Here is a 23,095-nt window from a genome sequence, read left to right as displayed (position 1 = left end):
CGGCTCCCGTGATCGCGTAGTGCCTCCCAGCGAATCACCCGAAGCCCCGGAGTCCTCGGACCCGGGGCTTTTGTCTGCTCAGGGTTCCGAGGATGATCAGGACCGAAGAGAGGTCTCGATGAACACTCAGACGCAGGACACGCCCGACGCCGAGCACACCGCCGAAGAGATCGACGCGCTCCGCCAGGAGATCGACTGGCTGGACGCCGAGATCCTCCGCCTCATCAAGCGCCGCGTCGAGGTCTCGAAGACCATCGGCGCCGCCCGGATGGCCGCGGGCGGGACCCGGATCGTCTACAACCGAGAGATGGACGTGCTCGCCCGCTACCGCGAACTCGGCCCCGACGGCCGTCAGCTCGCCATGGCACTGCTCAACCTCGGCCGCGGCAGGCTCGGCCGCTGAGAGCGCGCATAACCTTGCGGGCACGGTCGGCCAAATCAGGGTGAACCCCTAGGACGAACCGGACACCTTGCGGGCAGACTGGTCGCATGATTATCAATCTGATCGCCATCCTGGTCGCGATCGCCGGGGTGCTGGCCACCCTCGGGCACCTTGGCTATCTCGCGATGCTCAACAACGCGGCGAACAAGCGGGCCGGTGGCGCGCCGATCGCCCAGTACGTGAAGAGCCGCTGGGCGCTCGCGGGCGGCACCACCGCCGTCTCGCTCGTCGCGTGGCTGTTCACCGCGGGCGGCACCGGGATGGACATCCTCGCGATCATCTTGGCCGCCGGCAGCGGCGCCGTGGCGACCAAGTCACTGCAGTCGACTCAGGCCCGTTATCGCAGCGGCGGGTAATCGCGAACAGCGGAAAATCGCAGAAATTCGGACAAAACGGATCGTTTGGAACCGCATATCATCTCTCTGAGTAAGCGCGGCCCATTTAGCCGCGCCCGTCAGAGTGAAAGATCTGCAACTTGCACAACTAACGAGACGAATGGCCCATTCAGCTTTTAGTCTGAATGGCGTGTGGACCCTCGCGTCTGGGTCGGGCGATGCCCGCGAGACGCGCCCGGCCAGCGGCCCGGCGCGTCTACCGTCGCGTGCGCGTGCATTTGCTCGGTATTCAGCGCGATATTCCGCTCGTTCCGATGCCCGCTCGCTTGGTCCGTTCGGCTTAAGTCTGACGGTAACCGCGTCAGGGCGCAGAGTGAGGGGGGTCGATCCAGCATGAGCATCGGGGCGGACTCCTTCGGCGATCCTCTGGACGCACGGGGGCGGCATCGGCGTAACGGCGCGGGGACCTGGACTCCCGCGGTCACCGCTCATCCGGACCACGGGCGGCACGAGCTCCACGACGACAATCCCTTCTATCCCTCGGTGAGCGGCTCGCTTCCCCGCGCCGAGCGGCAGACCAGGCCGGTCAAGACGGACTATGGCTTTCTCCCCATCCGAGGCGAGCTGCCCGTGCCGCGGCCGCCGGTGCCGCGGCCGCTGCGCCGCCCGGCCGCGCCGCTGCCCCAGCCCCGCGTGGAGGAAATGACCGCGGAGACCCCGGTCGTCGTCGCACCGCCCAAGCCGGTCGAGGACCAGGCCAGCCGCCGCACCAAGGTCAAGATGACCCAGCCGGTGCGCCCGCCGCGCCGGGAAGAAGAGGACGACGTCCGGGTCTACCTGGCGCCGGAGCCCGACGGACTCGGCACCTTCGACCTCGGCTCCGTGCCCGCGTCGGTCACCCCGCCGAAGACCTGGAAGAAGGCGGCCTGGTTCGCCACGATCTCCTCCGGTGGCGTGGTCGTCGCGCTGCTGTTCGCAGGCTCGCTGCTGGTCGGCAGCCCGGCCGAGAACCAGGCCTCCAACCAGAGCTGGCCCGGCTACCGCGGCGGGCAGCAGGCGACCAGCGAAAACCAGAAGACCACGACGCCGCAGGCCACGCCCGCCGCCAAGCCCTCCGCGGGTGGTGGCAAGAACCAGGCCTCGACCGGCGACCACAAGCCCGCACCCTCGGCCGCCCCGCGTGACGGCGGGATGATGCCGCCCGCCGCGCCCGTCGGTGGCAGCGGTCCGGCGACCACCGGCGCGCCGGTGCCGAACGCGCCGCAGAAACCGGAACCCACCCCGCCGGCGCGGACCACGACCTCCGCGCCCTGGTACTCGTTCCCGATCGACAGCCAGGCGATGGGCGACAACACCGAGAAGTTCTTCAACACCGTCGCCGACGACCCGAACACGGCGTCCTCGGTGACCACCGGCAAGCTGCGTGACCAAGGACCGCAGGCGCTGGCGCAGAAATACGCCGATGTCGCGTACTTCCAAGTGAAGAAGATCAGCATCGACCAGAATCGCGGAGTAACCATCAATACCGTCGAGGTCACCCATAAGGATGGCAGCAGGACGCTGGAAACGCGCACGCTGACATTCGGTGACGATGCCAAGATCGAGAGCGACGGTCGGTAACGGCATTTGCACGTGCAGCCGCACAAATACCGTGCACGTGCAGTGCGGTAAGCGGTTTTTCCTGGTCCGGGTGGGTGACATAGAGTGCCGTTCGTCGTTCCACGAACGCATTCCGGCGACCGGGGCTGGTTAGCTCCCGTTTCCCAGGGTTACCTGATGTCAGTGGTTCGGCGCGTCCACCAAGACGACCGAGTTACACCGAACGGCCGAACCGGCCGGGGGCGAGAAATCGCCCGTGCCCCTGACAGCAGAGCGAGACCGGCTCAGAAAGCGCGAGGAAACCCGTGCACGATCGGCAAGGAACCCGGCGCGAGCCGGTCCGATCCGACACCGTCGACACCATCCGCATCGAGGACATCGTCCCGGCGGACTTCCTCAATGACACCCGGGTCGACCGCGAGTACCTCGAGCAGGTCTTCCGCGAGCCCCAGAAGTTCGTCCCGCCCCGCGCGCAGGGCGAGCCGGAGCCGCAGCCGGAGGAGCTCGAACCCGAGCAGACCGAGAGCCGCCTCGCCAGGCGCGCCAAGCTCGGCGGCCTGCTGGTCGCCGCGTCGCTCTTCACCGGCTCGGTGATCGCCGCCGCCTCGCTCGCCGGTCACCGCCAGCAGCAGAACGTGCCCACCGTGGTCGAGCCGGCAGGCGCCGCCGCGCTCGGCGGCTTCGCCGTGCCGGACCCCGTGTCCGGCGGCCAGGGTGCCTCCGGCGCCACCAAGCAGGCCAAGCCGGACGGCGGATCGCCCGCGGTCGTGCAGGCCGCCGAAACCGGCGCCGCGACCACGGAACGTACCGGCGGCGCGCCCTCGACGGCGAAGCCGCAGGTCGCGGCCGCCGCCGCGCCCGCCCAGAAACTCGACATCGTCAAGAAGTTCTACGACATGATCGACTTCAACCCGACGGGCGCGCTGTCGCTGCTCGATCCGCTGCTCGCCGGCTCCGAACCGGGCGACCTGGTCCGCGCCTGGAGCTCGATGGACGCGGTTAAGGTGCTGGAAGCCACGGTTCAGCCCGATGGTTCAGTGATCGCGGTGGTCACCATGCGCGAGCCGGACGGCGGCAACCTGCGGGTCACCCAGCTGCTCCGGATGGCGGAGAGCACGAGCGGGCTCATCTCCGAAGTGAAGCTGCTTTCGGCACAGCAGATGTGATCAAGGTCGCCTCTCAATGCGTGCCGGATGTGTGTGCGCAGAGTGAGCGCTTAGCCTTGTCACGAGTCGGTCTCGGCAAAGCCGACACACCGGCCACAAGATGTGCCTACGCTCCTGGTCGTGTGGCGCGCCACCACGGTCGCCGCTTGCCCTCTGCGGGAACCGAACCCGCAGCGAGACGGAGCCTGAAGGAGGTCGCGTGAGCGACGAGGGTCGCCTGGTCGCCGATCGGTACCGCATAGTGCGGCGGATCGGTACCGGCGCCATGGGCGCCGTCTGGCAAGCACACGACGAGGTTCTCGCCAGAACGGTCGCGGTCAAGCAACTGCTCCTTCAGCCAGGCCTAGAGCAGCACGACGCCGAGGACGCCCGCCAGCGCACCATGCGCGAAGGCCGGATCGCCGCCAGGCTGCATCACCCGAACGCGATCACCGTGTTCGACGTCGTCACCGACGACTTCGGCCAGCCCTGCCTGATCATGGAGTACCTGCCGTCGACGAGCCTCGCGCAGGTGCTGCAGGAGCAGGGCACGCTGCAGCCGACCGAGGTCGCCAGGATCGGCGCGCAGATCGCGGCGGCGCTGAAGGAAGCGCACGCGGTCGGCATCGTGCACCGCGACATCAAGCCGGGCAACATCCTGCTCGGCGGCAACGGGATCGTGAAGATCACCGACTTCGGCATCTCCCGTGCCACCGACGACGTCACGGTCACCAAGACCGGGATGATCGCCGGCACTCCCGCTTACCTGGCGCCCGAGGTGGCCATCGGCGGCGAGCCCGGCTCTGAGGCCGACGTGTTCTCGCTCGGCTCGACGCTTTACGCGGCTTGCGAAGGCCAGCCCCCGTTCGGGCTCAGCGAGAACACGCTGAGCCTGCTGCACAAGGTCGCGGCCGGGCAGATCGACCCGCCACGCCAGTCGGGGCCGCTCGCGAGCGTCCTGGCCGTGCTGCTGCACCCGGACGTCCACCACCGTCCGACCGCCGAGGAGTGCGAGGAGCTGCTCGCGGCCGTCGCCCGCGGTGAGACCCCGCTCGGCGGTCCCGCCGACGCGACGCACCTGGCGCCGGTCGCCGGGGTGCTCGGCGGTCCCGCGCCCGGCTCGACGCAGCTGTTCGAGGGCGAGAACGGCCACTCCGGCACGTTGCTCGACCAGCCGGGCCAGTCGCGCCAGGGCGGGTTCTACGACAACGAGTACGACTACGACGACGGTGGCTCGTACCCGCAGAACGACTACGACAACGCCGCGTACGACTCCGGCTTCGACCGGACGACCGCGCTTCCGCCCGCAGGCCCGCCGCCTGGGCCGAACGCGACGCGCGCTGTCCCGATGTCGGACTACGACGATTACGACGACGACTTCGACGACGAGCCCGCGCCGCCGCCTCCGCCCGCGCCTCGGCGTCCGGTCGCGGAACCGGCCGCGAAGGACGACGAAGAGAAGCCGGGCGCGTGGAAGAAGCCCGCGATCATCGGCGGCATCGTGCTGGTCGGGCTCATCGCCATGGGCATCTGGGTGTTCAGCCCGCGCAGCAGCACCGCGACGACCGACACGAAGCCGAGCACCTCGGCGCCGTCGTCCCCGAAGTCGTCGCCGTCGACCACGGACACGCCGCCGACGGAGGAGAGCACCACTCCGACGGAGACGACGACCAAGAAGACGACCTCGTCCGAAAAGACGACTTCGGAGAAGACCTCGACCAAGACGACGCCGCCGGAAACGACGAAGACGACGCCGACTTCCAAGACGACGACCTCCAAGTCGACGACGACGCCACCGTCATCAGACACGACCTCTACGCCCGCAGGTGGATGATCGATCTGTGGTGAGTACCGAAGGTTCTGTCGTCGGCGAGCGTTATCGCCTTGACCAGCCGATCGGGCGTGGCCGCGCGGGCATCGTGTGGCTGGCGCTCGACCTGCGGCTGCATCGCACGGTCGCGATGAAACGCCTCCTGATCCCGTCCGGCCTGACGCCGGAACAGGCGGCGCAGGCGCGCGAGCAGGCGTTCCTCGAAGGCCGCAACGCCGCCAAGATCGAGCACAAGTGCGCGATCACGGTGCACGACGTCTTCCACGAGGACGAAGACGTGTGGATCGTGATGGAGTACATCCCGTCGCGCAGCATGGCGCAGTTCCTGGCCGAGCACGGCAGGCTCACTCCCGAGCAGGCCGCCGGGCTGGGCATCCAGCTCGGCTCGACGCTGGCGACGCTGCACGCGGCGAACATCATCCACCGCACGCTCGAGCCGGGCACGGTGCTGCTCGCGGACGACGGCGGCGTCAAGCTCACCGACATCGGCATCACCGGTGGCGGGCCGACCCCCGCGTACCGCTCGCCCGAGGTGGCGCGTGGCCTGCCCGCGACGCCTGCTTCGGACGTGTTCTCGCTGGGCGCGACGCTGTACACGGCCGTCGAAGGCGTGCCGCCGTTCGGTGAGAACGGCCAGGGCGGGCCGCCGTCGATCGACAACGCCGGGTCGTTGTCCGGTGCGCTGGGCAAGATGCTGCGGCAGGACCCGGTCACCCGGCCGACGATGAACGACACCGTCCGCGCGCTCAACGCGATCAGCCACGGCGACACCAAGACCGCGTTCGTGCCGCCGACGGCGCCCGCGATGCCGACCATGCCCGTCGCGCCTGCTACGCCCCCGCCGGGCACCGCGGTGCCCGCGCCGACGGCGATCCAGCATCCGGGCACACCGCACCAGGCGTTCCAGCAGCGGCCCGCCGCGCCACCACAGCCGCCGAAACCAGCCTCGGCGAAGCCGAAGTGGCTGATCCCGGCGGTGGCCGTGGTGGTCGCGATCCTGGTCGGTGTGCTGATCGTCGAGCTGTTCTTCGTCTAGCTGTTCTTCGTCTAGGCGACGCGCAGCCAGATGTTCGTGCCGTTCGGCGCGAGCGTGCGGTCGACGTGTTCGAGCTTGATGGTAGTGCCGCCGAGGTGCTCGAACAGGCGCACGCCGTCGCCGAGCAGCGAGGGCACGATGGTCACGGCGATCTCGTCGAGCAGTCCGGCTTCGAGGCACTGCTTCGCGACGTTCGCGCCGAGGATGGTGACGTACTTGCCGCCCGCGGCCGCTTTCGCCGCCGTGACCGCGGTTTCGAGGTCGTCGCAGAAGGTCGTGTCCGGCACGGCGGCGGACGGCGGGTTGTGCGTGAGCACGAACTGCTGACCGTGCCAGGCGCCGCCGAACGGGCCCTCGTTGGGCGTGTCCCGGTTCGGGTCGTCGCCGAACTGCGTGCGGGCGCCGATGAGCAGCGAGCCCGTCTTCTCGATCAGCTCGGCCACGATCGGGTTCTTGCCGGGGTGATCGTTGAGCCAGGACATGTCACCGCCCGCGCCCGCGATGAACCCGTCCAGCGACATCGCGGCCGAATACAGCAGCTTGCTCATGGTCTTCCTCCCAGTGGTTTCACCGCTACTGGACGTTGAGACGGCCGCGCGCCGGAAAACTCATCGAAGCTCGGTGTCCAGCCCGAACGCCGGGAAGAGGCCGGGGTCGTGGAACGAGGTGATCTCGGCGATGTGGCCGTCGGCGATCACCAGCACGCCGATCGCGAAGGCTTGATAAACGGTCTCGCCGGGGAGCTGGACGTAAGCGGCTACGGCGAGCTGACCGTTCGCGCGCGTCGGCACCATCCGAAGCTTTCCGACGTAGTGCGGCGCGCTGGTGTCCCAGCCGGAGGCGAGCACGCCGATGACGGCTTCGCGGCCTTCGAACCACATCGGGTACGGCGGCATGGTGGTGCGGACGTCCTCGGCGAGCAGCGCGGACACCCCGGCGACGTCCGCGCGTTCCACGGCGGCCATGTAGCGCCGCAGCACCGCCATGTCGTGCTCGGTGGGTTCAGCCGACCAGTCAAGCCTGCGCTCCGGCAACCGCTCCTTGAGCGTCGACCTGGCGCGCTGCAGCGCGCTGTTGGCCGACGCGACGGTGCCGTCCAGCAGATCGGCGGTCTGCTTGGCCGACCAGCCGAGCACGTCACGCAGGATCAGCACGGCACGCTGACGGGGCGGCAGGTACTGGATCGCGGCCAGGAAAGCGAGTTCGATCGTCTCCTTGGCGACGATCTGGACGTCCGGCTGGGACTCACTCGGCGCGGCGAGGTCCGGAAATGGCTGCAGCCAAGGGATGTCGTTGCGGATCGGCTCGCCGACGTCGGGCTGGGACGGCGGTGCCAAGTCGTTCGGGAGCACCCGGCGGGCGCGGCCGTCGAGCGCGTCGAGGCAGGCGTTGGTGGCGATCCGGTACAGCCAGGCGCGGAACGTCGAGCGGCCCTCGAAGCCGCTGATTCCCTTCCAGGCACGCAAAAACGTCTCCTGGACGAGGTCCTCCGCCTCGTCGAACGAGCCGAGCATGCGGTAGCAGTGCACGCGCAGCTCGCGGCGATGCCGCTCGACGGCCTCGCTGAACGTGCGCTCGTCCATCAGGCTACGCGGCGGTGGCCGAGGCGTGCCGCATGGCCGACAGCAGCCGTTCGACGGCGGGCTGTCCCATGGCGTGCGCGGCGACCGCGGCGTGGATCGCCCGGAACGGCCCGGGATGGCGCACCTTGCGGATGGTCACGCCGGGATGCGGGGTGCCGAGGCCGAGTTCGGGCACCAGCGTCACCCCGAGCCCGGCGGCCACGAACCCTTGCGCCGTCTGGTAATCGTCAGCGTCGACGGCGATGTTCGGCGAAAAACCCGCCGCGGCACAGGATTCCATCAGCAGCTGACGGCAGGCGCCGGGCACCAGGTCGACGCCGACCCACGGTTCCTCGGCGAGATCGGCGAGTTCGAGCACGCGCTTGCGGGTGAGCGGATGGTGCTTGGGCAGCACGGCGCGGTACGGGTCGTCAAGCAGGTGGACGAGTTCGATGCCCTTGGCGACCGGATCGGTGCGCGGCAGCACGACGATCGCGATGTCCGCGCGGCCGGACTCGACCTCGGGCATCGGGTCGTTGGGCTCGGTGAGCTTGAGGTCGAGCTCGATGCCCGGGTACTCGGCGCGGATGGCCGCGACGGCGGGCGGGACGAGCGCGGCGCCCGCGGTGGCGAAGTAGCGGATGGCGAGCCTGCCGGTGCGGCCGTTCTTCAGCTCGGTGAGCGCGGCCTCGGCCTTCGCGAGCTGCCCGCTGAGCACCTCGGCGTGCTCGGACAGCAGCGTCCCGGCCGGTGTCGGCCGGATGCCGCGGCCGACGCGCTCGAACAGCTCGGTGCCGGCTTCACGTTCCAAAGTGGACAGCTGCTGGCTGATCGCGGACGGCGTGTAGCCGAGATTGCGCGCGGCGGCCGTGATCGACCCGCTGGTGATCACAGCGCGTAATACCTGCAGGCGGCGAACGTCCAACATGGCCCGATCTTACAGCGTTGCTTAAGGGTCGATGCAGTTATTTTCGCTTGTCCTTACTCCTTCGTGGCCGCAAGCTTTGAGTTGAATTCGAGGAGGACTGGGTGGGTGAAGGTAAGGCGCTGCTGCGCATGGGTGCACTGGCGTTGATGTGGGGTTCGAGCTTCTTCTGGATCAAGTTCGGGTTGCAGGCGTTCTCGCCGGTGCAGCTCGTGCTCGCGCGCCTGGTGCTCGGCGCGCTCGTCTTGGTCGGCCTGGTCTATCTGGCCAAGGACCGGCTGCCGCGCCAGCGCCGGTTCTGGCTGCTGATCGCGTTCGCGGCGTTCTTCCACAACGCGTTGCCGTTCCTGCTCTTCGCGATCGGCGAGCAGACGGTCGACTCCGGGATCACCGGCGTGCTGAACTCGACGACGCCGCTGTGGGTCGTGCTGATCGCGCCGCTGTTCGGCACGGGCGACCGGCTCGGCGGCGCGCGGGCGTTCGGCCTGGCCATTGGGCTCGCCGGGACTTTGCTGATCTTCGCGCCGTGGAACGCGTCCGGCCTCCTCAGCTGGGGCGCGGTCGCCTGCCTCATCGCCGCGGCGAGCTACGCGCTCGCGTTCGTCTACGAAGGCAAGTACCTGTCCGGCAACGGCGTCTCACCGGTCGCGGCCGCCGCGGCACAGATGCTGGTGGCGAGCGGGATGATGCTGTTCGCGGTGCCGGTGGCCGGGCTGACCCCGATCCACCTGTCGCCGATCGCGGTCATCGCGGTGCTGATCCTGGGCGCCGGCTCGACCGGGATCGCGTTCAAGCTCAACTACCAGCTGCTGGAGTCCGAAGGCGCCGTGGCCGCGTCGATCGTCGGCTACCTGCTGCCGGTGGTCTCGGTGCTGCTGGGCTCGCTCTTCCTCGGCGAGACGCTGAACCTGCGCGTGATCGCGGACATGGTCGTGGTGCTCGGCGGGGTCGCGCTGACCAGGGTCCGGCGCCGCCCGGCCGTCGCACCGGCCACCCCACCACTGGCGGTCGCCGCCGTCGCCGACTGAGCTTTAGCCCGACGCTGGGGTCGTGAGTGATATGACCGGTTCTAACCGGCCTAAACACTCACGACCTCTAGACGAGGCGGCGGTCCGAGGCCCAGCGCGAGAGTTCGTAGCGGTTCGAGAGCTGCGTCTTGCGCAGGACGCTCGACACGTGCGTCTCGACCGTCTTGACCGAGATGAACAGCTCGGACGCGATCTCCTTGTACGCGTAGCCGCGCGCGAGCAGGCGCAGCACGTCGCGCTCGCGGGGCGTGAGGAGGTCGAGGTCCGGGTCGCTGATCGGGGCGGAGCCGGGCCGGTCGGCGAACGCGTCCAGCACGAAACCGGCCAGACGCGGCGAGAACACGGCGTCGCCGTCAGAGACGCGGACGATCGCGCGGACGAGTTCCTTCGACGAGATGGTCTTGGTGACGTAGCCGCGGGCGCCCGCGCGGATGACCGCGATGACGTCTTCGGCGGCGTCGGAGACCGAGAGGGCGAGGAAGACCACGTCGGGCAGCTCGGGGCGGACGCGCTTGAGGACCTCGGCGCCGCCGCCGTCGGGCATGTGGACGTCGAGGAGCACGACCTGCGGGTTGGTGCGGACGATGCCTGCCACCGCTTCGGCGACGGAACCGGCCTCGCCGACGACCTGGACCTCGTCGGTGATCGAGTCGAGCTCGGTGCGCACCCCGGCGCGGAACAGCGCGTGGTCGTCGACCAGGAATACCTTGACCGGTTCCCGCGTCTGCTGGCTCTCCGTCACGCTGCTCCCCTAGTCGCCTTCATCGGCATTTCCAGCTGTACCTCGGTGCCTTCGCCGGGTGCCGTCTTGATCCGGCAGGTGCCGCCGTTGCGCTCCATTCTCCCCCGGATGGAGTCGGCGACGCCATGCCGGTCCTCCGGCACGACCTCGGGGTCGAAGCCCTTGCCCCGGTCACGCACGAACACCGTCACCGCGGTCGGCTCGACCTCGGCATAAACACTAACCTCTTCGACACCCGCGTGCTTGGCCGCGTTGACGATCGACTCACGGGCCGCCTGCACCAGCGCGATCAGCGGTTCGTCGAGGTCGGCCTCGCCGACGACGACCTGCTGCACGGAGATGGCGAAGGTGTCCTCGACCTCGCCGCACGCGGCCGCGAGCGCCTCGGAGAACCGGCCGTTCGGCGCGGACTCGGCCGGCTTGCCGTAGCCGGACGGCCCGTACAACCAGGCCCTGAGCTCACGTTCCTGGCCACGCGCGAGCCGGGCGACCTCGCGGGGCGAGTCGGCCTGTTTCTGGATCAGCGCAAGCGTTTGCAGCACGGAGTCGTGCAGGTGCGCGGCGATCTCGGCGCGCTCGTCGGTGCGGATGCGCGCCTTGCGCTCGTCGGACAGGTCGCGGACCATCCGCAGCCAGAACGGGATGGTCAGCACGGCGACGCCGATCAGCGTCGCGATCACCGCGATCAACGCGAACTGGACCTGGTCGAAGCTGCTGTCGCGCAGCACGACCACGCCGATGCCGGTCATCACCAGCGCGACACCCGCGAGGATGCGGACCGCGGCCGACCAGCCGCCGCCGCCGAACAACGCGCCGACGAAACCGTCCTTGGCGCCGTCGCGCCACCGCCGCCGCTGCGACTCGTCGGCCTCACGCCAGACGACGGCCGCACCGATCAGCGCCAGTGCCAGCGGCACCGCGACCCAGCCGCTGATCGCGCCGGTCACCGTTCCGCCAGCGACCCCGAGCCCGACGCCGAGCGCCATCAGCCCGAACGCCTGCTGGCGTTCCTTGGCTGGCTGCTTGTGCCTGGCGGCGCTCTCTTCCGACTCCTGCGGCGCGAACACCCAGAGCAGGCCGTACGCCAGCAAGCCCATGCCGCCGAGCGCGGCGAGGATGGCGAACCCGAGCCGCACCCACAGCACCTTGGCGCCGAGGTGATCGGCGAGCCCGCCCGCGACACCGGCCAGCGCGCGGCCGGACCTGCGCCGGAACATCTTGGGCGGCCCGTCTGGCGCGACCATCACCGCGGTCGGCGCCTCTGGCTGGATCTCCTGCTTCTCCACGTCACCCATGGTCACATGGTGTGCGCCGCGATTCATCAGGGAAGCCCCCGATCCAGGTAGTTCAGGGTCGGTGGTGCCCGCACCACCGATGGACCCCCGATCAGCTGGTCAGGGACAACTCAGGGTCGTTCCCCGATGTGGGGGCCTGCCCCAGTGACGCATCATTTTCACCATGAGTGGCGAGACGCAGACACAGAAGCCGCACGTCGGCTTCGAAGAGACAGTCAAAGACTTCGTGGCCAGCAGACCACGCAGGCCGGTCGAAGGCCGCAAGATCGCGGGCGTGGCCGCCGGGTTCGGCAACCGCTACGGCCTCGACCCGGTCGTCGTGCGGGTGGCATTGGTCGCGATGACCGTGTTCGGCGGCGTCGGCCTGGTGCTCTACGTGCTCGGCTGGCTGTTCTTCCCGGACGAGCGAGACCAGGTTTCCGCGTTCGAGAGCATGATCGGGCGCGGCTACAGCACGACCTCGACCGGGTTCACCGTGGTGCTGATCATCGCGTTGTTCCCGACCACGGGCTGGTCGCTCAGCGGCGACTGGTTCGGCGGCAGCGGGGTACTCGGCTACGCACTGGCGATCGCCGCGCTCTATCTACTGCACCGCAACCGCGGTCAGCTCAACCGCCCCGCCGCGTGGAGCGGTCCGGTGCCGTCAGGCGCCGAGGCGTCGTTCTCGATGTCGGACACCACCACCGCGATGCCGACCAGCGCCGCCGCGCCCCCGTCGTGGGACCCGCTGGCCGCTGAGCCGAAAGGCTGGGACCTGCCCGACCCGAAGCCGGTCGTCGAGCACGCACCGCCGCCTGCCCAGCCGCCGGTCCGTGAACCGCGCCCGAAGACCAGGGTCGGCCTGATCACCTTCGGCGTCGCGCTGCTGACCGCGGGCACCGGGGTCGCGCTGAACATGAGTGGTGAGAGCTACTTCTCGCTGCAGCACATCATCGGGCTGACGCTCGGTGTGGTCGGCCTCGGGCTGCTCGTCGGCTCGTTCGCCGGTGGCGGCCGCGGCCTGATCGGCCTCGCGATTCCGCTGTCGATCGTCGGCATGGCCATCACGGTCATCCCGTTCAACCAGTACCAGGGCGGTTACGGGGACCTGACCGCGTCGCCGACCACAGCCGCGGAACTCAAGTCGGTGTACCGGCACTCGGCGGGCAACATCGATCTCGACTTCCGCAACCTGACCGCCGACCACCCGGTCACGGTCAAGGTCAGCAACGGCGCGGGCAACACCACGGTGCTGCTGCCCGCGACGGCCGATGTGACGTACAGCTGCAAGTCCCGCGCGGGCCAGGCCGACTGCCTGACCAAGCACTCCCAGGGCGTCGCGCAGCGGGCGATCACCGGTTCCGACAACGGCACCGACGGCGTCGGCGGCCTGCAGATCCACCTGGAAGTCGACAACGGCGCTGGTGACGTGGAGGTGTCCCGTGGCTGAGAACGAATACACCTACGACGAGCCGCAGGTCGAGAAGAAACCGCGCCGCGGGCTGGACCTGGTCACCTTCGTCTTCGGCCTGCTGACGCTGATGGTCTCCGGGTTCGTGCTCGGTGACGGCGCGTCCTGGCTGCCGAACTTCGACTTCCGCTGGCTGATGGCCGGGGTGGCGGTCTTCGTCGGGCTGGTGCTGCTGGGCGCGTCCCTGCGAAGCAAGCGGTAGCCGCGGCGACAAGCCACTCACATGGAAAGACCCCCGGGGATCCCTTCCCCCGGGGGTCTTTCTTTTGGCTTCTTACTCCCACTCGATGGTGCCCGGCGGCTTGCTCGTCACGTCGAGCACCACGCGGTTGACGTCGGCCACCTCGTTGGTGATCCGGGTCGAGATCCGCTCCAGCACCTCGTACGGCAGGCGCGTCCAGTCCGCGGTCATGGCGTCCTCACTGGACACCGGGCGCAGGACGATCGGGTGACCGTAGGTGCGGCCGTCGCCCTGGACGCCGACGCTGCGGACGTCGGCGAGCAGCACCACCGGGCACTGCCAGATCTCGCCGTCGAGACCGGCGGCCGTCAGCTCCTCGCGGGCGATCGCGTCGGCCGCGCGCAGGGTCTCCAGCCGCTCGGCGTTGACCTCGCCGATGATCCGGATGCCCAGGCCGGGGCCGGGGAACGGCTGGCGCTGGACGATGACCTCAGGCAGCCCGAGTTCGGTGCCGACGCGGCGCACCTCGTCCTTGAACAGCAGCCGCAGCGGCTCGACCAGCTCGAACTGCAAGTCGTCCGGCAGGCCGCCGACGTTGTGGTGGCTCTTGATGTTCGCGGTGCCCTCGCCGCCGCCGGACTCGACGACGTCCGGGTACAGCGTGCCCTGCACGAGGAACTTGTAGTCGCCCTCGGCCTTCAGGTCCCGCTCGGCCTGCTCGAACACGCGGATGAACTCGCGGCCGATGATCTTGCGCTTGGTCTCGGGGTCGGTGACGCCCGCCAGCGCGTCGAGGAACCGCTCACGCGCGTCGACGGTCACCAGGTTGACGCCGGTCGCGGCGACGTAGTCCCGCTCGACCTGTGCGCGCTCGCCCGCCCGCAGCAGCCCGTGGTCGACGAACACGCAGGTCAGCCTGTCGCCGATGGCGCGCTGGACCAGTGCGGCAGCGACGGCGGAGTCGACGCCGCCGGACAGCCCGCAGATCGCGCGGCCGTCGCCGACCTGCTCGGCGATCCTGGCGACCTGCTCCTCGACGATCGACGAGGTCGTCCACTGTGGACGGATACCGGCCACGTCGTGCAGGAACCGGCGCAGCACCTCCTGGCCGTGCGGCGAGTGGTGCACCTCGGGGTGGTACTGCACACCGGCGATGCGCGCCTCGAGGTTCTCGAAGCCCGCGACGGGCGCGCCGTCCGAGGTCGCGGTGACCGTGTAGCCCTCGGGAGCCTTGGTGACGCTGTCGCCGTGGCTCATCCAGGCGGGGTGGCTGCCGGGCAGCTCGTGGTGCAGGGTGCCGCCGTCGCCTGCGATCTGGACCTGCGTGCGGCCGTACTCGCGGGCGCCGGTCGCTTCGACGTCGCCGCCGAGCGCGCGGGCCAGCAGCTGGAAGCCGTAGCAGATGCCGAAGACGGGCACACCGGCCTTGACCAGCGCCGCGTCCATGCTGGGCGCGCCTTCTTCGTACACACTGGACGGCCCGCCGGAGAGAATGATGGCGGCCGGGTTCTTGGCGAGGATCTCGTCGACGCTCGCGGTGTGCGGCACGACCTCGGAGTAGACCTGGGCCTCGCGCACGCGCCTGGCGATCAGCTGGGCGTACTGCGCCCCGAAGTCCACGACGAGTACCGGACCGGTGGGACTGGGCACCTACTACCTCCTAGACAACGGCACGCTGTGGGTCCATCGTCCCAGGTGAGCCGCGCCACGCCGGGGGCGGCCCGGATTGGACGGCATGGACTGGGCAAAGGAGCTGGCCGACCAGCTCGACTGGCATTGGAACGCGCAGCTGCGGCCGAGGATGGCCGGGCTCACCGACGACGAGTACTTCTGGGAACCGGTGCCGGATTGCTGGACCGTGCGCAGCGGCCACCGGATCGACTGGGCCTGGCCACCGCCGGAGCCCGCGCCGGTCACGACGATCGCGTGGCGCCTGGCGCACGTCATCGTCGGCGTTCTGGGCCTGCGCACGCACACGCACTTCGGCGGACCGGCCGTCGGCTTCGACGACTTCCCGTACGCCGACAACGCCGCGACCGCGTTGACCCAGCTCGACGACGCCTACGTGTTGTGGATGGACGGGGTGCGCGGGCTGAGCGCCGAAGCGCTGACCGCGCCGTCCGGCGAACCAGGGTTCGAGGACTACCCGCTGGCCGCGCTGATCTTGCACATCCACCGCGAGGTCATCCACCACGGCGCCGAAATATCGCTTCTGCGCGATCTTTACCAGCGCAGGTGACAGTCAACCTCGGCCCGGGTCGCGCGTTCGTGTGCGGAGACACATGCTGACATGGGAATGAACGCATCCGGAGAGGACTCCCACTTGAGGGGAGAACCCACCACGAAAGACATCTCAGGTGGTTGGAAGTCAAGCCGCGGTTGTGAGTGGAGGTGGAAAGGCCTGATGTTCGTCGTAGAGGCAGCCTGTTTGCAGGCAGTGGTGGAGCTGTCCGAGGAATTTGTTGAACAGGTGTCGTTGGGCTTGGTGGTTCCAGTCTCCGGCGGCGCGGCGGGTGTCGAAGTGGCGTCGTGCTCCGGGGCTGGCTTTGAGGGAGCTGAGTGCCCAGATCGGTCCTACCGCGGCCAGGCGCCGGTTTTTGATGTGGCGGTGCTGGATCACTTTCTTGCGGCCGCTGGCGCGGGTGATCGGTGCCGATCCGGCGTAGGCCTTGAGGCCGCGGGGGTCGGTGAAGCGTGCGCGGTCGTCTCCGATCTCGGCGAGCACCCGGGCGCCGGCCAGCAGCCCGAGACCGGGGAAGCTGGTGATGATCTCGGCGTCCGGGTGCTGTTCAAAATGGGTCCGTGTCGCCTCCGCCAAGCTGTCGGCGGCCACGCAAGCGGCCTCGAATTGGTTCAGCAGAGCCGAAAACTGGATACCCATCGCGTTCTCCACCACCGGAGGCAGCCGCAGCCGATCTGCCCGGAACACGCCATAGAGCCGGTCCACGTCATGATCGATGTTGCGGCGGCGTCCGGCTTTGGTCAGCAGCGTCCGCAGCCTGGCGCGGGTCAGTCTCGCCGCGAGCGTGGGTGTGGGTGCGGCGGCCAGGACTGTGCGGGCGTCACGGCGCGCCAAGCCGCCGTCGGGCTGTCCGGCGAACGCGTCGAGCGCGGCCGGGTAGAATTCCTTGAGCAGCGAGCGGATCTGATTGCCCAGCTGCTGACGGCCCCAGACCGCGTCCTGCTGTGCTCGCGCCAGCACCCGCACCGCCTGCGCGAGGTCGGTGTCGGCCGAGCGGCGGCCGGTGCGCGTCGGCGTCGGTGCGCACGATGTTGGCGAGCATCACCGCGTCCGCGGCGTCGGATTTCGCGCCCGACACCTGGTGCCGGGCTCGGTAACGCGACGCCGAGAGCGGGTTGATCGCGTAGATGGTGCGCCCGGTCGCACGCAGCGCGGCGACGAGCAGGCCGTGGTCGGTCTCGATGCCGACCGGGATCGAGGTCCCGGCGGTGTCCCCGGCCTCGGCGAACAGGTCCAGCAGACGAGCGAACCCGGCCGCGTCGTCGCCGATCCGCCCTTTCGCCACCACGGTTCCGGTGTCGTCGATGATCGCGACATCGTGGTGGGTCTCAGCCCAATCGATGCCACAGAACAATGTCAAGTTGCCACGTCTCCTTCACTATTTCTGCTGCTCACGGGTCCAGGCAGGGTCACGCGGCGCCCTAATCGCGGGACTCGGCGGTCCGTCATCTCAGTAGCCGTTCGTGACTCCAGCACACCGCGGGAACCTCGTTCTGCCGAAGAGCTCGAAGCTCGGGAACACATCAATGAGGTCACCTCCCGCGACGGACTCGAGCAACGACATCTCACCACCACGAACACCAGCCCACCGGCAGACGCGCCGTTCTTTCGTAAGCCGTCGAACGACTGGAGCAACACGGGCGTCGCCCACCGGCGGACCAGCACCAACCAACCCAACAGCCGCGCCTGTCTTTCTGAAGACGTCACACGTCTGGACCTACCGGGCGTCAGCTATCGGCTGGAAAACCAATCCCTACAAAACGATTAGGAGTCCCATGCGAGCGACAGTCATCTACGGTGCCGGCGACGTGCGCGTCGAAGAGGTGCCCGACCCCAAGGTCGAGGCCCCGACCGACGCCGTGGTGCGCGTCGTGCGCTCCTGTATCTGCGGCAGTGACCTGTGGCCGTACTCCGACATGCCCGCCACCGACCGCGGCAAGCGGATCGGCCACGAGTTCCTCGGCATCGTCGAGGAAGCAGGCTCCGAGGTCGGCAGCGTCAAGAAGGGCGACCTCGTCGTCGCGCCGTTCGTCTACTCCGACAACACCTGCGAGTTCTGCCAGGAAGGCCTGCACACCTCGTGCCGCAACGGCGGTTTCTGGGGCGCCAAGCACGTCGACGGCGGCCAGGGCGAAGCCGTCCGCGTCCCGCAGGCCGACGGCACGCTCGTCAAGCTGCCCCACACCGAGGACGAGGACCTGCTCGCCTCGATGCTCACCCTCTCCGACGTCTTCTCGACCGGCCACCACGCGGCCGTGACGGCGGGCGTCACCGAGCGGACCACGGTCACCGTCGTCGGCGACGGCGCGGTCGGCCTCTCCGCGGTACTCGCGGCGAAACGCCTCGGCGCCGAGCGCATCCTGCTGATGGGCCGCCACGAGGCCCGCACCAACCTCGGCCGCGAGTTCGGCGCGACCGACGTCGTCTCCGAGCGCGGCGAGGAAGGCATCGCCCGCGTCCGCGAACTCACCGGCGGCCAAGGCACCCACGCGGTCCTGGAGTGCGTCGGCACCAAGCCCGCGTTCGAGATGGGCGTCGGCTCGGTCCGCGCGGGCGGCACGATCAGCCGCGTCGGCGTGCCCCAGTACGAAGAAGGCCCGATCGGCCCGTACGTCTTCCGCAACAACATCACGGTCACCGGCGGCGTCGCGCCGGCGCGGCACTACATCCCCGAGCTGATGGGCGACGTGCTCGACGGCAAGTACCAGCCGGGCAAGGTGTTCGACCGGACGATCGGCATCGAAGACGTGCCAGCCGGATACCAGGCGATGGCGAACCGCGAAGCCCTGAAGGTCGCCATCAAGTTCTAGTGGGTCGTGAGTGTTGCCGACGGTTCTAATGAGCGGAAGGTCAAAGGTGGCGCGGTCCGACGGGCGCGTTGATCTTCGCGAACGGAAGAATCTGGACGTTGTATGGCCAGATTCTTCCGTTCGCTGCGTCTGACCACCTGCTGCAAAGGTCAAGCAGGTTGACTGAGTGCGAAATGGATCGTTGTGGGCTATTTGAGCGGTAGGTCCGAGGTGACGTGGTCGAGGAGTCGGCGAGCATGGGCCAACGGAGTTGCTTGTGGGCCGTCAGGTGTCCCCAAAGCAACTCCGTCAGACCTGCGGCCGCTGATTCTCAGCAAGTCGCACTCACGCCCATCACGCCACGTTTGGGTTTCCGCCCAATAACCCGGTGCCGGGTAGTTGAGGCTTGGCTTTGCGTTGTCACATCGACGCGTGGGCACGTGAAACCCGAGTTTGGGCCATCCACTGGCCCAAACTCGGGTTTCGCGACGGTTGGTGGAGTTGGACGTTGTGAGCGGGGCGTATGCAACGTTGAGCGTTGTGAACGCCCCGTTCACAACGTTCAGCCGCCCCTGCGGCACCTGCCGAGCGCTGACTTGACCAACCGGCCCGATCCTTAACTACCCGGCATTGGGTTCTAACCGTCGGCAACACTCACGAGCCATGCACCCGTCCGGGTGGGTGTTCACACCGTCGAGACCCGGCCGGAATACCTTGGTACGCATGGACATGATCACCCCGGAACCCCGGCCTGCCTGGATCGCCGGGCGCCCGGAGCAGGGCGCCAGCACGATCGTCGTGACCCATCCGTTCGACGGCAGCGAGGTCGCGACCGTCGCGGTACCCGGGCCGGAGCAGGTCGAGAGAGCGGTCGCGGCGGCGGCCTCGGTCGCGAAGGAATTTCGCAGGTCGGCGGCGCATGAACGGGCCGGGGCGCTGGAGCATGTTTCGCGGCAGCTGCAGGCGCGGTCCGAGGAGATCGCCGAGGTGATCACCGCGGAAAACGGCAAACCGTTCAAATGGGCGGAGGCCGAGGTGCGGCGGGCGGTTTCGGTGTTCCGGATCGCGGCGGAGGAGGCGCGGCGGTTCACCGGGGACATCCAGCGGCTCGACAGTGATCCGGCCGGTGAGGGCCGGATGGCGATCACGCGGCGGGTTCCGCGTGGGCCGGTGCTGGGGATCGCGCCGTTCAATTTTCCGCTGAACCTGGTGGCGCACAAGGTCGCGCCGTCGCTGGCGGTCGGTGCGCCGATCATCGTCAAGCCCGCGCCGCGCACGCCGCTGTCCGCGTTGATACTCGGCGAGATCCTGGCCGACACCGATCTGCCGGAGGGCGCGTTTTCCGTGCTGCCATTGGGAAATGCCGAGACCTCCGCGCTGGTCGCCGATCCTCGACTACCCGTCGTCTCGTTCACCGGGTCGGGGCCGGTCGGCTGGTCACTGGCGGACGCCGCGCCGCGCAAGCATGTCGTGCTCGAGCTCGGCGGCAACGCGGCGGCCGTGGTGCTGCGTGACTGGCCGGACATCGAGGGCGCCGCGCATCGCATCGCGACCTTCGGCAACTACCAGGCCGGGCAGTCGTGCATCGCGGTGCAGCGGGTGATCGTGGAGAGCGCGGTGGCCGACGAGTTCGTGCCAGCGCTGCTGGAAGCCGTGCAGTCGCAGCAGACCGGCGACCCGTACGACACCACTGTGGACGTCGGCCCCGTCGTCGACGAGGCCGCGGCCGAGCGGATCATCGAGTGGGTCGACGAGGCCGTCGCCGCGGGCGCGAAGGTGCTCACCGGCGGCAAGCGCGATGGCGCGACCGTCGAGCCGACGCTGCTCACCGACGTGCCCGCCTCGGTCAAGGCGTGGTCGGAGGAGATCTTCGGGCCGGTGCTCGCGGTGTCCATTGTGGACGGCGTCGATGAGGCGTTCGCGGCGGTCAACGACTCCGCGTACGGGCTGCAGGCCGGGGTGTTCACCCGCGACGTGCACCTGGCGTTCTACGCGTCGACCGAGCTGGAGGTCGGCGGGGTCATCATCGGTGACGTGCCGTCGTACCGGGCCGACCAGATGCCGTACGGCGGGGTCAAAGGCTCCGGCGTCGGACGTGAAGGTGTGCTCGCGGCGATGCACGACCTCACCGAGGAGCGGGTGACGGTCTTCACCGGCATCGACCTTTAAGCAGGCGTGATCGCCTGCGCGAAGCCGAAGACCTTTTCGGGGTCGTACTTCTTCGCGACCTCGCGCAGCTTGCGTGCGTTGTCGCCGTAGTAGGCGGTCATCCAGTCCGGCAGGCCGGGATCGATGTAGTTCACGTAGGCGCCGGTGGCGCCGATCCCGGCCAGCCCCTGGACGATCGTGTCGACGTTCTTCGTCGCTTCTTCGCGCTTCTCGGCCGTGGCCTGCGAGTACACCTGGACGCTCGCGAGCGCGTTGCGATGCCAGAACGCGGTGTCGGTCGGCGCGAGCTTGGAAACCTCGCCGCCGAGCGAGTCGATGAGCAGGTCGATCGCCGGATACTTGGCGAGCTCGACCAGTTTTTTGGGCTCCGCCAACGGTTCGGAGATGATGCGCGACGCGGCGACGAAGGTCTGCCTGCTTTCGCTGCCCGAGAAGTACTTCATGGCGCCGAGGTAGTCCATCGGCTTCACCAGGCGCGACGTCTGACGCGTGCCGGTCTGCGCGACGAAGTCGTCGAGCAGCCGTCCCAGCTGAGCGGTGCTGCCGAGGAACGTGCCGCCGACGCGGACCTTGGACCCGCCGCCGAGCACGAAGTTCGACCACAGCTCCGGCGGCGCGTCCGCGATCCACTCCTGCCACGGCCCGAGCACGACACCGGCGGTGCCGTCGGGGAAGTGCACCGAGAAGACCGTCACGTCGGGCGCCGGGTCGGTGCTGAAGGTGAACGAGGTGACGATCCCGAAGTTGCCACCACCGCCGCCCCGCAGCGCCCAGAACAGGTCCGGCTCCGATTCGGCGCTCGCCGTCCGCAGCTGCCCGTCGGCCGTGACGACCTGCGCCGACACGAGATGGTCGCAGGTCAGCCCATATTTCCTGGTCAGCACGCCGATGCCGCCGCCGAGCGTCAGCCCCGAGATCCCCACACTCGGACACGACCCGGCAGGCAGGCACCGGCCCGCTTTCCCCAACGTCGCGTAGACGTCCTTGAGCTTCGCCCCCGCCCCGATGACCACCCGGTCACCCTGAACGTCCACTTGCGACATCTTCGCCAGATCGACGACCAGACCCCCGTCCGGCGTCGAATACCCCGCGTAGCTGTGCCCGCCGCCGCGTGCGGCGACCGGCACCCGACCGGCCGCCGCCTCGACACAGGCCCGCACGTCGTCCGGTGTGGAGCACTGGGCGACGGCGGCGGGCTTTCGCCCGTCGTACAGCGTGTTGAATCCCCGTTTCACCTGGTCGAACCCCGATTCGCCAGGTAACACCAACCCTCCGGACAACCGCCCCTTCAACGCCGCCCAGTCGGGCGGCCCGGCCGGAACGACCTTGCTGCTGCTCGGCGCCGTCGTCACCCCTGACGTCGGCGCCGCGGGCCCGGACTCCGGCGTGCTGCAGGCCGCTGCGACGGCCCCCGCCGCCGACACCCCCACGACCCGCAGGAACGACCTTCTGTCCAAGCTCATACGCCCAAGACGTACCGGCTGCCGGAAAGGTTGCGTGGCGTCACCCGACCGGTCATCGGTACTCGGGGTTCTCGAAGTCGAAGCGGCAGCCCGCGTCCCAGGCGGCGCGCTGATTGCCGTGCGCCGGGATGCCGCCTGCCGCCTTGAGCATCGCGGCCATGTGCAGCAGGTTCCACGTCATGAACGTGGTGTTGCGGTTCGTGAAGTCGTTCTCCGGCCCGCCGGAGCCGGGGTCCAAATAGGACGGCCCGGGGCCCGCCTCGCCGATCCAGCCCGCGTCGGCCTGCGGCGGGATCGTGTAGCCGAGGTGCTGCAGGCTGTAGAGCACGTTCATCGCGCAGTGCTTGACGCCGTCCTCGTTGCCCGTGATGAGGCAGCCGCCGACCCGGCCGTAGAACGCGTACTGGCCGTCGTCGTTCAGCAACGACGAACACGCGTAAAGCCGCTCGATGACGCGTTTCATCACCGAACTGTTGTCGCCGAGCCAAATAGGCCCGCACAACACGAGTATCTGCGCGTCCATGATCCGGGAATACAGCGAAGGCCATTCGTCCGTCGCCGCGCCGTGTTCGGTCATGTCCGGCCAGACACCGGTCGCGATGTCGTGGTCGGCCGCCCGCAGCACGGTGACGCCGACCCCGTGTTTCTCCATGATGGCCTTGCTGACCTCGATCAATCCGTCGGTGTTGCTGGGGTCCGGTGATCGTTTGAGCGTGGCGTTGACGAAGACCGCGCGCAGGCCGGTGAAGTCGTAAGTCATCACACCAGCACACCACTTCACCGATCACCGGTACACCCGCGAAGCCTTACGAAAGTCGGACGATGGAATTACCCGCAGCCATTCGAGTGTCTTGTGTACTC

20 protein-coding genes and 1 pseudogene are annotated in these 23,095 nt (G+C 68.9%); 12 read left to right on the top strand and 9 right to left on the bottom strand.

The window, feature by feature from the left end; translation table 11 throughout:
• Window positions 1-70: 70 nt before the first annotated feature.
• From AB5J62_RS02905 to AB5J62_RS02880, 6 genes are all read left to right on the top strand, one after another.
• Entirely contained in the window at window positions 71-403 is a 333-nt protein-coding gene (locus AB5J62_RS02905; RefSeq protein ID WP_370946523.1) for a chorismate mutase, read from the top strand.
• Window positions 404-492: 89 nt separating this feature from the next.
• The gene (locus AB5J62_RS02900; protein ID WP_370950158.1) at window positions 493-798 is read left to right on the top strand and encodes a hypothetical protein; all 306 of its coding nucleotides are present in this window, start codon (window positions 493-495) and stop codon (window positions 796-798) included.
• Between the two features lie 372 nt (window positions 799-1,170).
• Entirely contained in the window at window positions 1,171-2,397 is a 1,227-nt protein-coding gene (locus AB5J62_RS02895; RefSeq protein WP_370946522.1) for a hypothetical protein, read from the top strand.
• Between the two features lie 284 nt (window positions 2,398-2,681).
• A complete protein-coding gene (locus AB5J62_RS02890) occupies window positions 2,682-3,542 on the top strand; it encodes a hypothetical protein (protein ID WP_370946521.1) in 861 nt (286 codons plus the stop codon).
• A gap of 199 nt (window positions 3,543-3,741) precedes the next feature.
• The gene (locus AB5J62_RS02885) at window positions 3,742-5,355 is read left to right on the top strand and encodes a serine/threonine-protein kinase (RefSeq protein ID WP_370946520.1); all 1,614 of its coding nucleotides are present in this window, start codon (window positions 3,742-3,744) and stop codon (window positions 5,353-5,355) included.
• A gap of 10 nt (window positions 5,356-5,365) precedes the next feature.
• Complete coding sequence (locus tag AB5J62_RS02880) at window positions 5,366-6,388, top strand: serine/threonine-protein kinase (protein WP_370950157.1); 1,023 nt, start codon at window positions 5,366-5,368, stop codon at window positions 6,386-6,388.
• A gap of 11 nt (window positions 6,389-6,399) precedes the next feature.
• On the opposite strand, the gene AB5J62_RS02875 is transcribed toward AB5J62_RS02880, so the two are convergent.
• The 3 genes from AB5J62_RS02875 to AB5J62_RS02865 are packed head-to-tail and all read right to left on the bottom strand — an operon-like array spanning window position 6,400 to window position 8,878.
• Window positions 6,400-6,936: a dihydrofolate reductase family protein gene (locus AB5J62_RS02875; RefSeq protein WP_370946519.1), complete on the bottom strand. Its 537-nt coding sequence runs from the start codon at window positions 6,934-6,936 to the stop codon at window positions 6,400-6,402.
• 60 nt (window positions 6,937-6,996) lie between these two features.
• Window positions 6,997-7,971 carry a sigma-70 family RNA polymerase sigma factor gene (locus tag AB5J62_RS02870; protein WP_370946518.1) on the bottom strand — a complete coding sequence of 325 codons (975 nt, stop codon included), beginning with the start codon at window positions 7,969-7,971 and terminating at the stop codon, window positions 6,997-6,999.
• A gap of 4 nt (window positions 7,972-7,975) precedes the next feature.
• On the bottom strand, window positions 7,976-8,878 hold the full coding sequence (locus tag AB5J62_RS02865) for a LysR family transcriptional regulator (RefSeq protein WP_370946517.1): 903 nt from the start codon (window positions 8,876-8,878) through the stop codon (window positions 7,976-7,978).
• Between the two features lie 101 nt (window positions 8,879-8,979).
• Here AB5J62_RS02865 and AB5J62_RS02860 point away from each other — a divergent pair, with 101 nt between their 5' ends.
• Window positions 8,980-9,903, top strand: coding sequence for a DMT family transporter (locus tag AB5J62_RS02860; RefSeq protein ID WP_370946516.1), 924 nt, complete (start codon window positions 8,980-8,982; stop codon window positions 9,901-9,903).
• A 67-nt stretch (window positions 9,904-9,970) separates the two neighbouring features.
• On the opposite strand, the gene AB5J62_RS02855 is transcribed toward AB5J62_RS02860, so the two are convergent.
• Window positions 9,971-10,645, bottom strand: a complete 675-nt coding sequence (locus AB5J62_RS02855) for a response regulator (protein ID WP_370946515.1) — start codon at window positions 10,643-10,645, stop codon at window positions 9,971-9,973.
• Entirely contained in the window at window positions 10,642-11,889 is a 1,248-nt protein-coding gene (locus AB5J62_RS02850; RefSeq protein ID WP_370950156.1) for a PspC domain-containing protein, read from the bottom strand. The genes AB5J62_RS02855 and AB5J62_RS02850 overlap by 4 nt, the downstream gene beginning before the upstream one ends.
• A gap of 214 nt (window positions 11,890-12,103) precedes the next feature.
• Here AB5J62_RS02850 and AB5J62_RS02845 point away from each other — a divergent pair, with 214 nt between their 5' ends.
• Together AB5J62_RS02845 and AB5J62_RS02840 are read left to right on the top strand one after the other, a co-directional pair.
• Window positions 12,104-13,369 carry a PspC domain-containing protein gene (locus tag AB5J62_RS02845; protein ID WP_370946514.1) on the top strand — a complete coding sequence of 422 codons (1,266 nt, stop codon included), beginning with the start codon at window positions 12,104-12,106 and terminating at the stop codon, window positions 13,367-13,369.
• Complete coding sequence (locus AB5J62_RS02840) at window positions 13,362-13,592, top strand: hypothetical protein (RefSeq protein ID WP_370946513.1); 231 nt, start codon at window positions 13,362-13,364, stop codon at window positions 13,590-13,592. The genes AB5J62_RS02845 and AB5J62_RS02840 overlap by 8 nt, the downstream gene beginning before the upstream one ends.
• Before the next feature lie 72 nt (window positions 13,593-13,664).
• On the opposite strand, the gene guaA is transcribed toward AB5J62_RS02840, so the two are convergent.
• Complete coding sequence (guaA, locus tag AB5J62_RS02835) at window positions 13,665-15,221, bottom strand: glutamine-hydrolyzing GMP synthase (RefSeq protein WP_370946512.1); 1,557 nt, start codon at window positions 15,219-15,221, stop codon at window positions 13,665-13,667.
• Window positions 15,222-15,306: 85 nt separating this feature from the next.
• On the opposite strand from guaA, the gene AB5J62_RS02830 reads away from it, so the two are divergent.
• Entirely contained in the window at window positions 15,307-15,810 is a 504-nt protein-coding gene (locus AB5J62_RS02830) for a DinB family protein (protein ID WP_370946511.1), read from the top strand.
• Between the two features lie 129 nt (window positions 15,811-15,939).
• Here the strand turns inward: AB5J62_RS02830 and AB5J62_RS02825 are convergent.
• A pseudogene (locus AB5J62_RS02825) lies at window positions 15,940-17,173 on the bottom strand (IS110 family transposase).
• A gap of 415 nt (window positions 17,174-17,588) precedes the next feature.
• Here AB5J62_RS02825 and AB5J62_RS02820 point away from each other — a divergent pair.
• Both AB5J62_RS02820 and AB5J62_RS02815 read left to right on the top strand, forming a co-directional pair.
• Entirely contained in the window at window positions 17,589-18,623 is a 1,035-nt protein-coding gene (locus tag AB5J62_RS02820) for a zinc-dependent alcohol dehydrogenase family protein (RefSeq protein ID WP_370946510.1), read from the top strand.
• A 702-nt stretch (window positions 18,624-19,325) separates the two neighbouring features.
• Window positions 19,326-20,771, top strand: coding sequence for an aldehyde dehydrogenase family protein (locus tag AB5J62_RS02815; RefSeq protein ID WP_370946509.1), 1,446 nt, complete (start codon window positions 19,326-19,328; stop codon window positions 20,769-20,771).
• Here AB5J62_RS02815 and AB5J62_RS02810 read toward each other — a convergent pair.
• Window positions 20,768-22,234: an FAD-binding oxidoreductase gene (locus AB5J62_RS02810; RefSeq protein ID WP_370946508.1), complete on the bottom strand. Its 1,467-nt coding sequence runs from the start codon at window positions 22,232-22,234 to the stop codon at window positions 20,768-20,770. The two genes, AB5J62_RS02815 and AB5J62_RS02810, sit on opposite strands and share 4 nt — an antisense overlap.
• A 52-nt stretch (window positions 22,235-22,286) precedes the next feature.
• A complete protein-coding gene (locus tag AB5J62_RS02805; protein ID WP_370946507.1) occupies window positions 22,287-22,994 on the bottom strand; it encodes a flavodoxin family protein in 708 nt (235 codons plus the stop codon).
• Window positions 22,995-23,095: the final 101 nt, after the last annotated feature.

The organism is Amycolatopsis sp. cg5 (genome assembly GCF_041346955.1).
Lineage (GTDB): Bacteria > Actinomycetota > Actinomycetes > Mycobacteriales > Pseudonocardiaceae > Amycolatopsis.
This window is presented reverse-complemented; position numbering and strand designations above follow the sequence as displayed.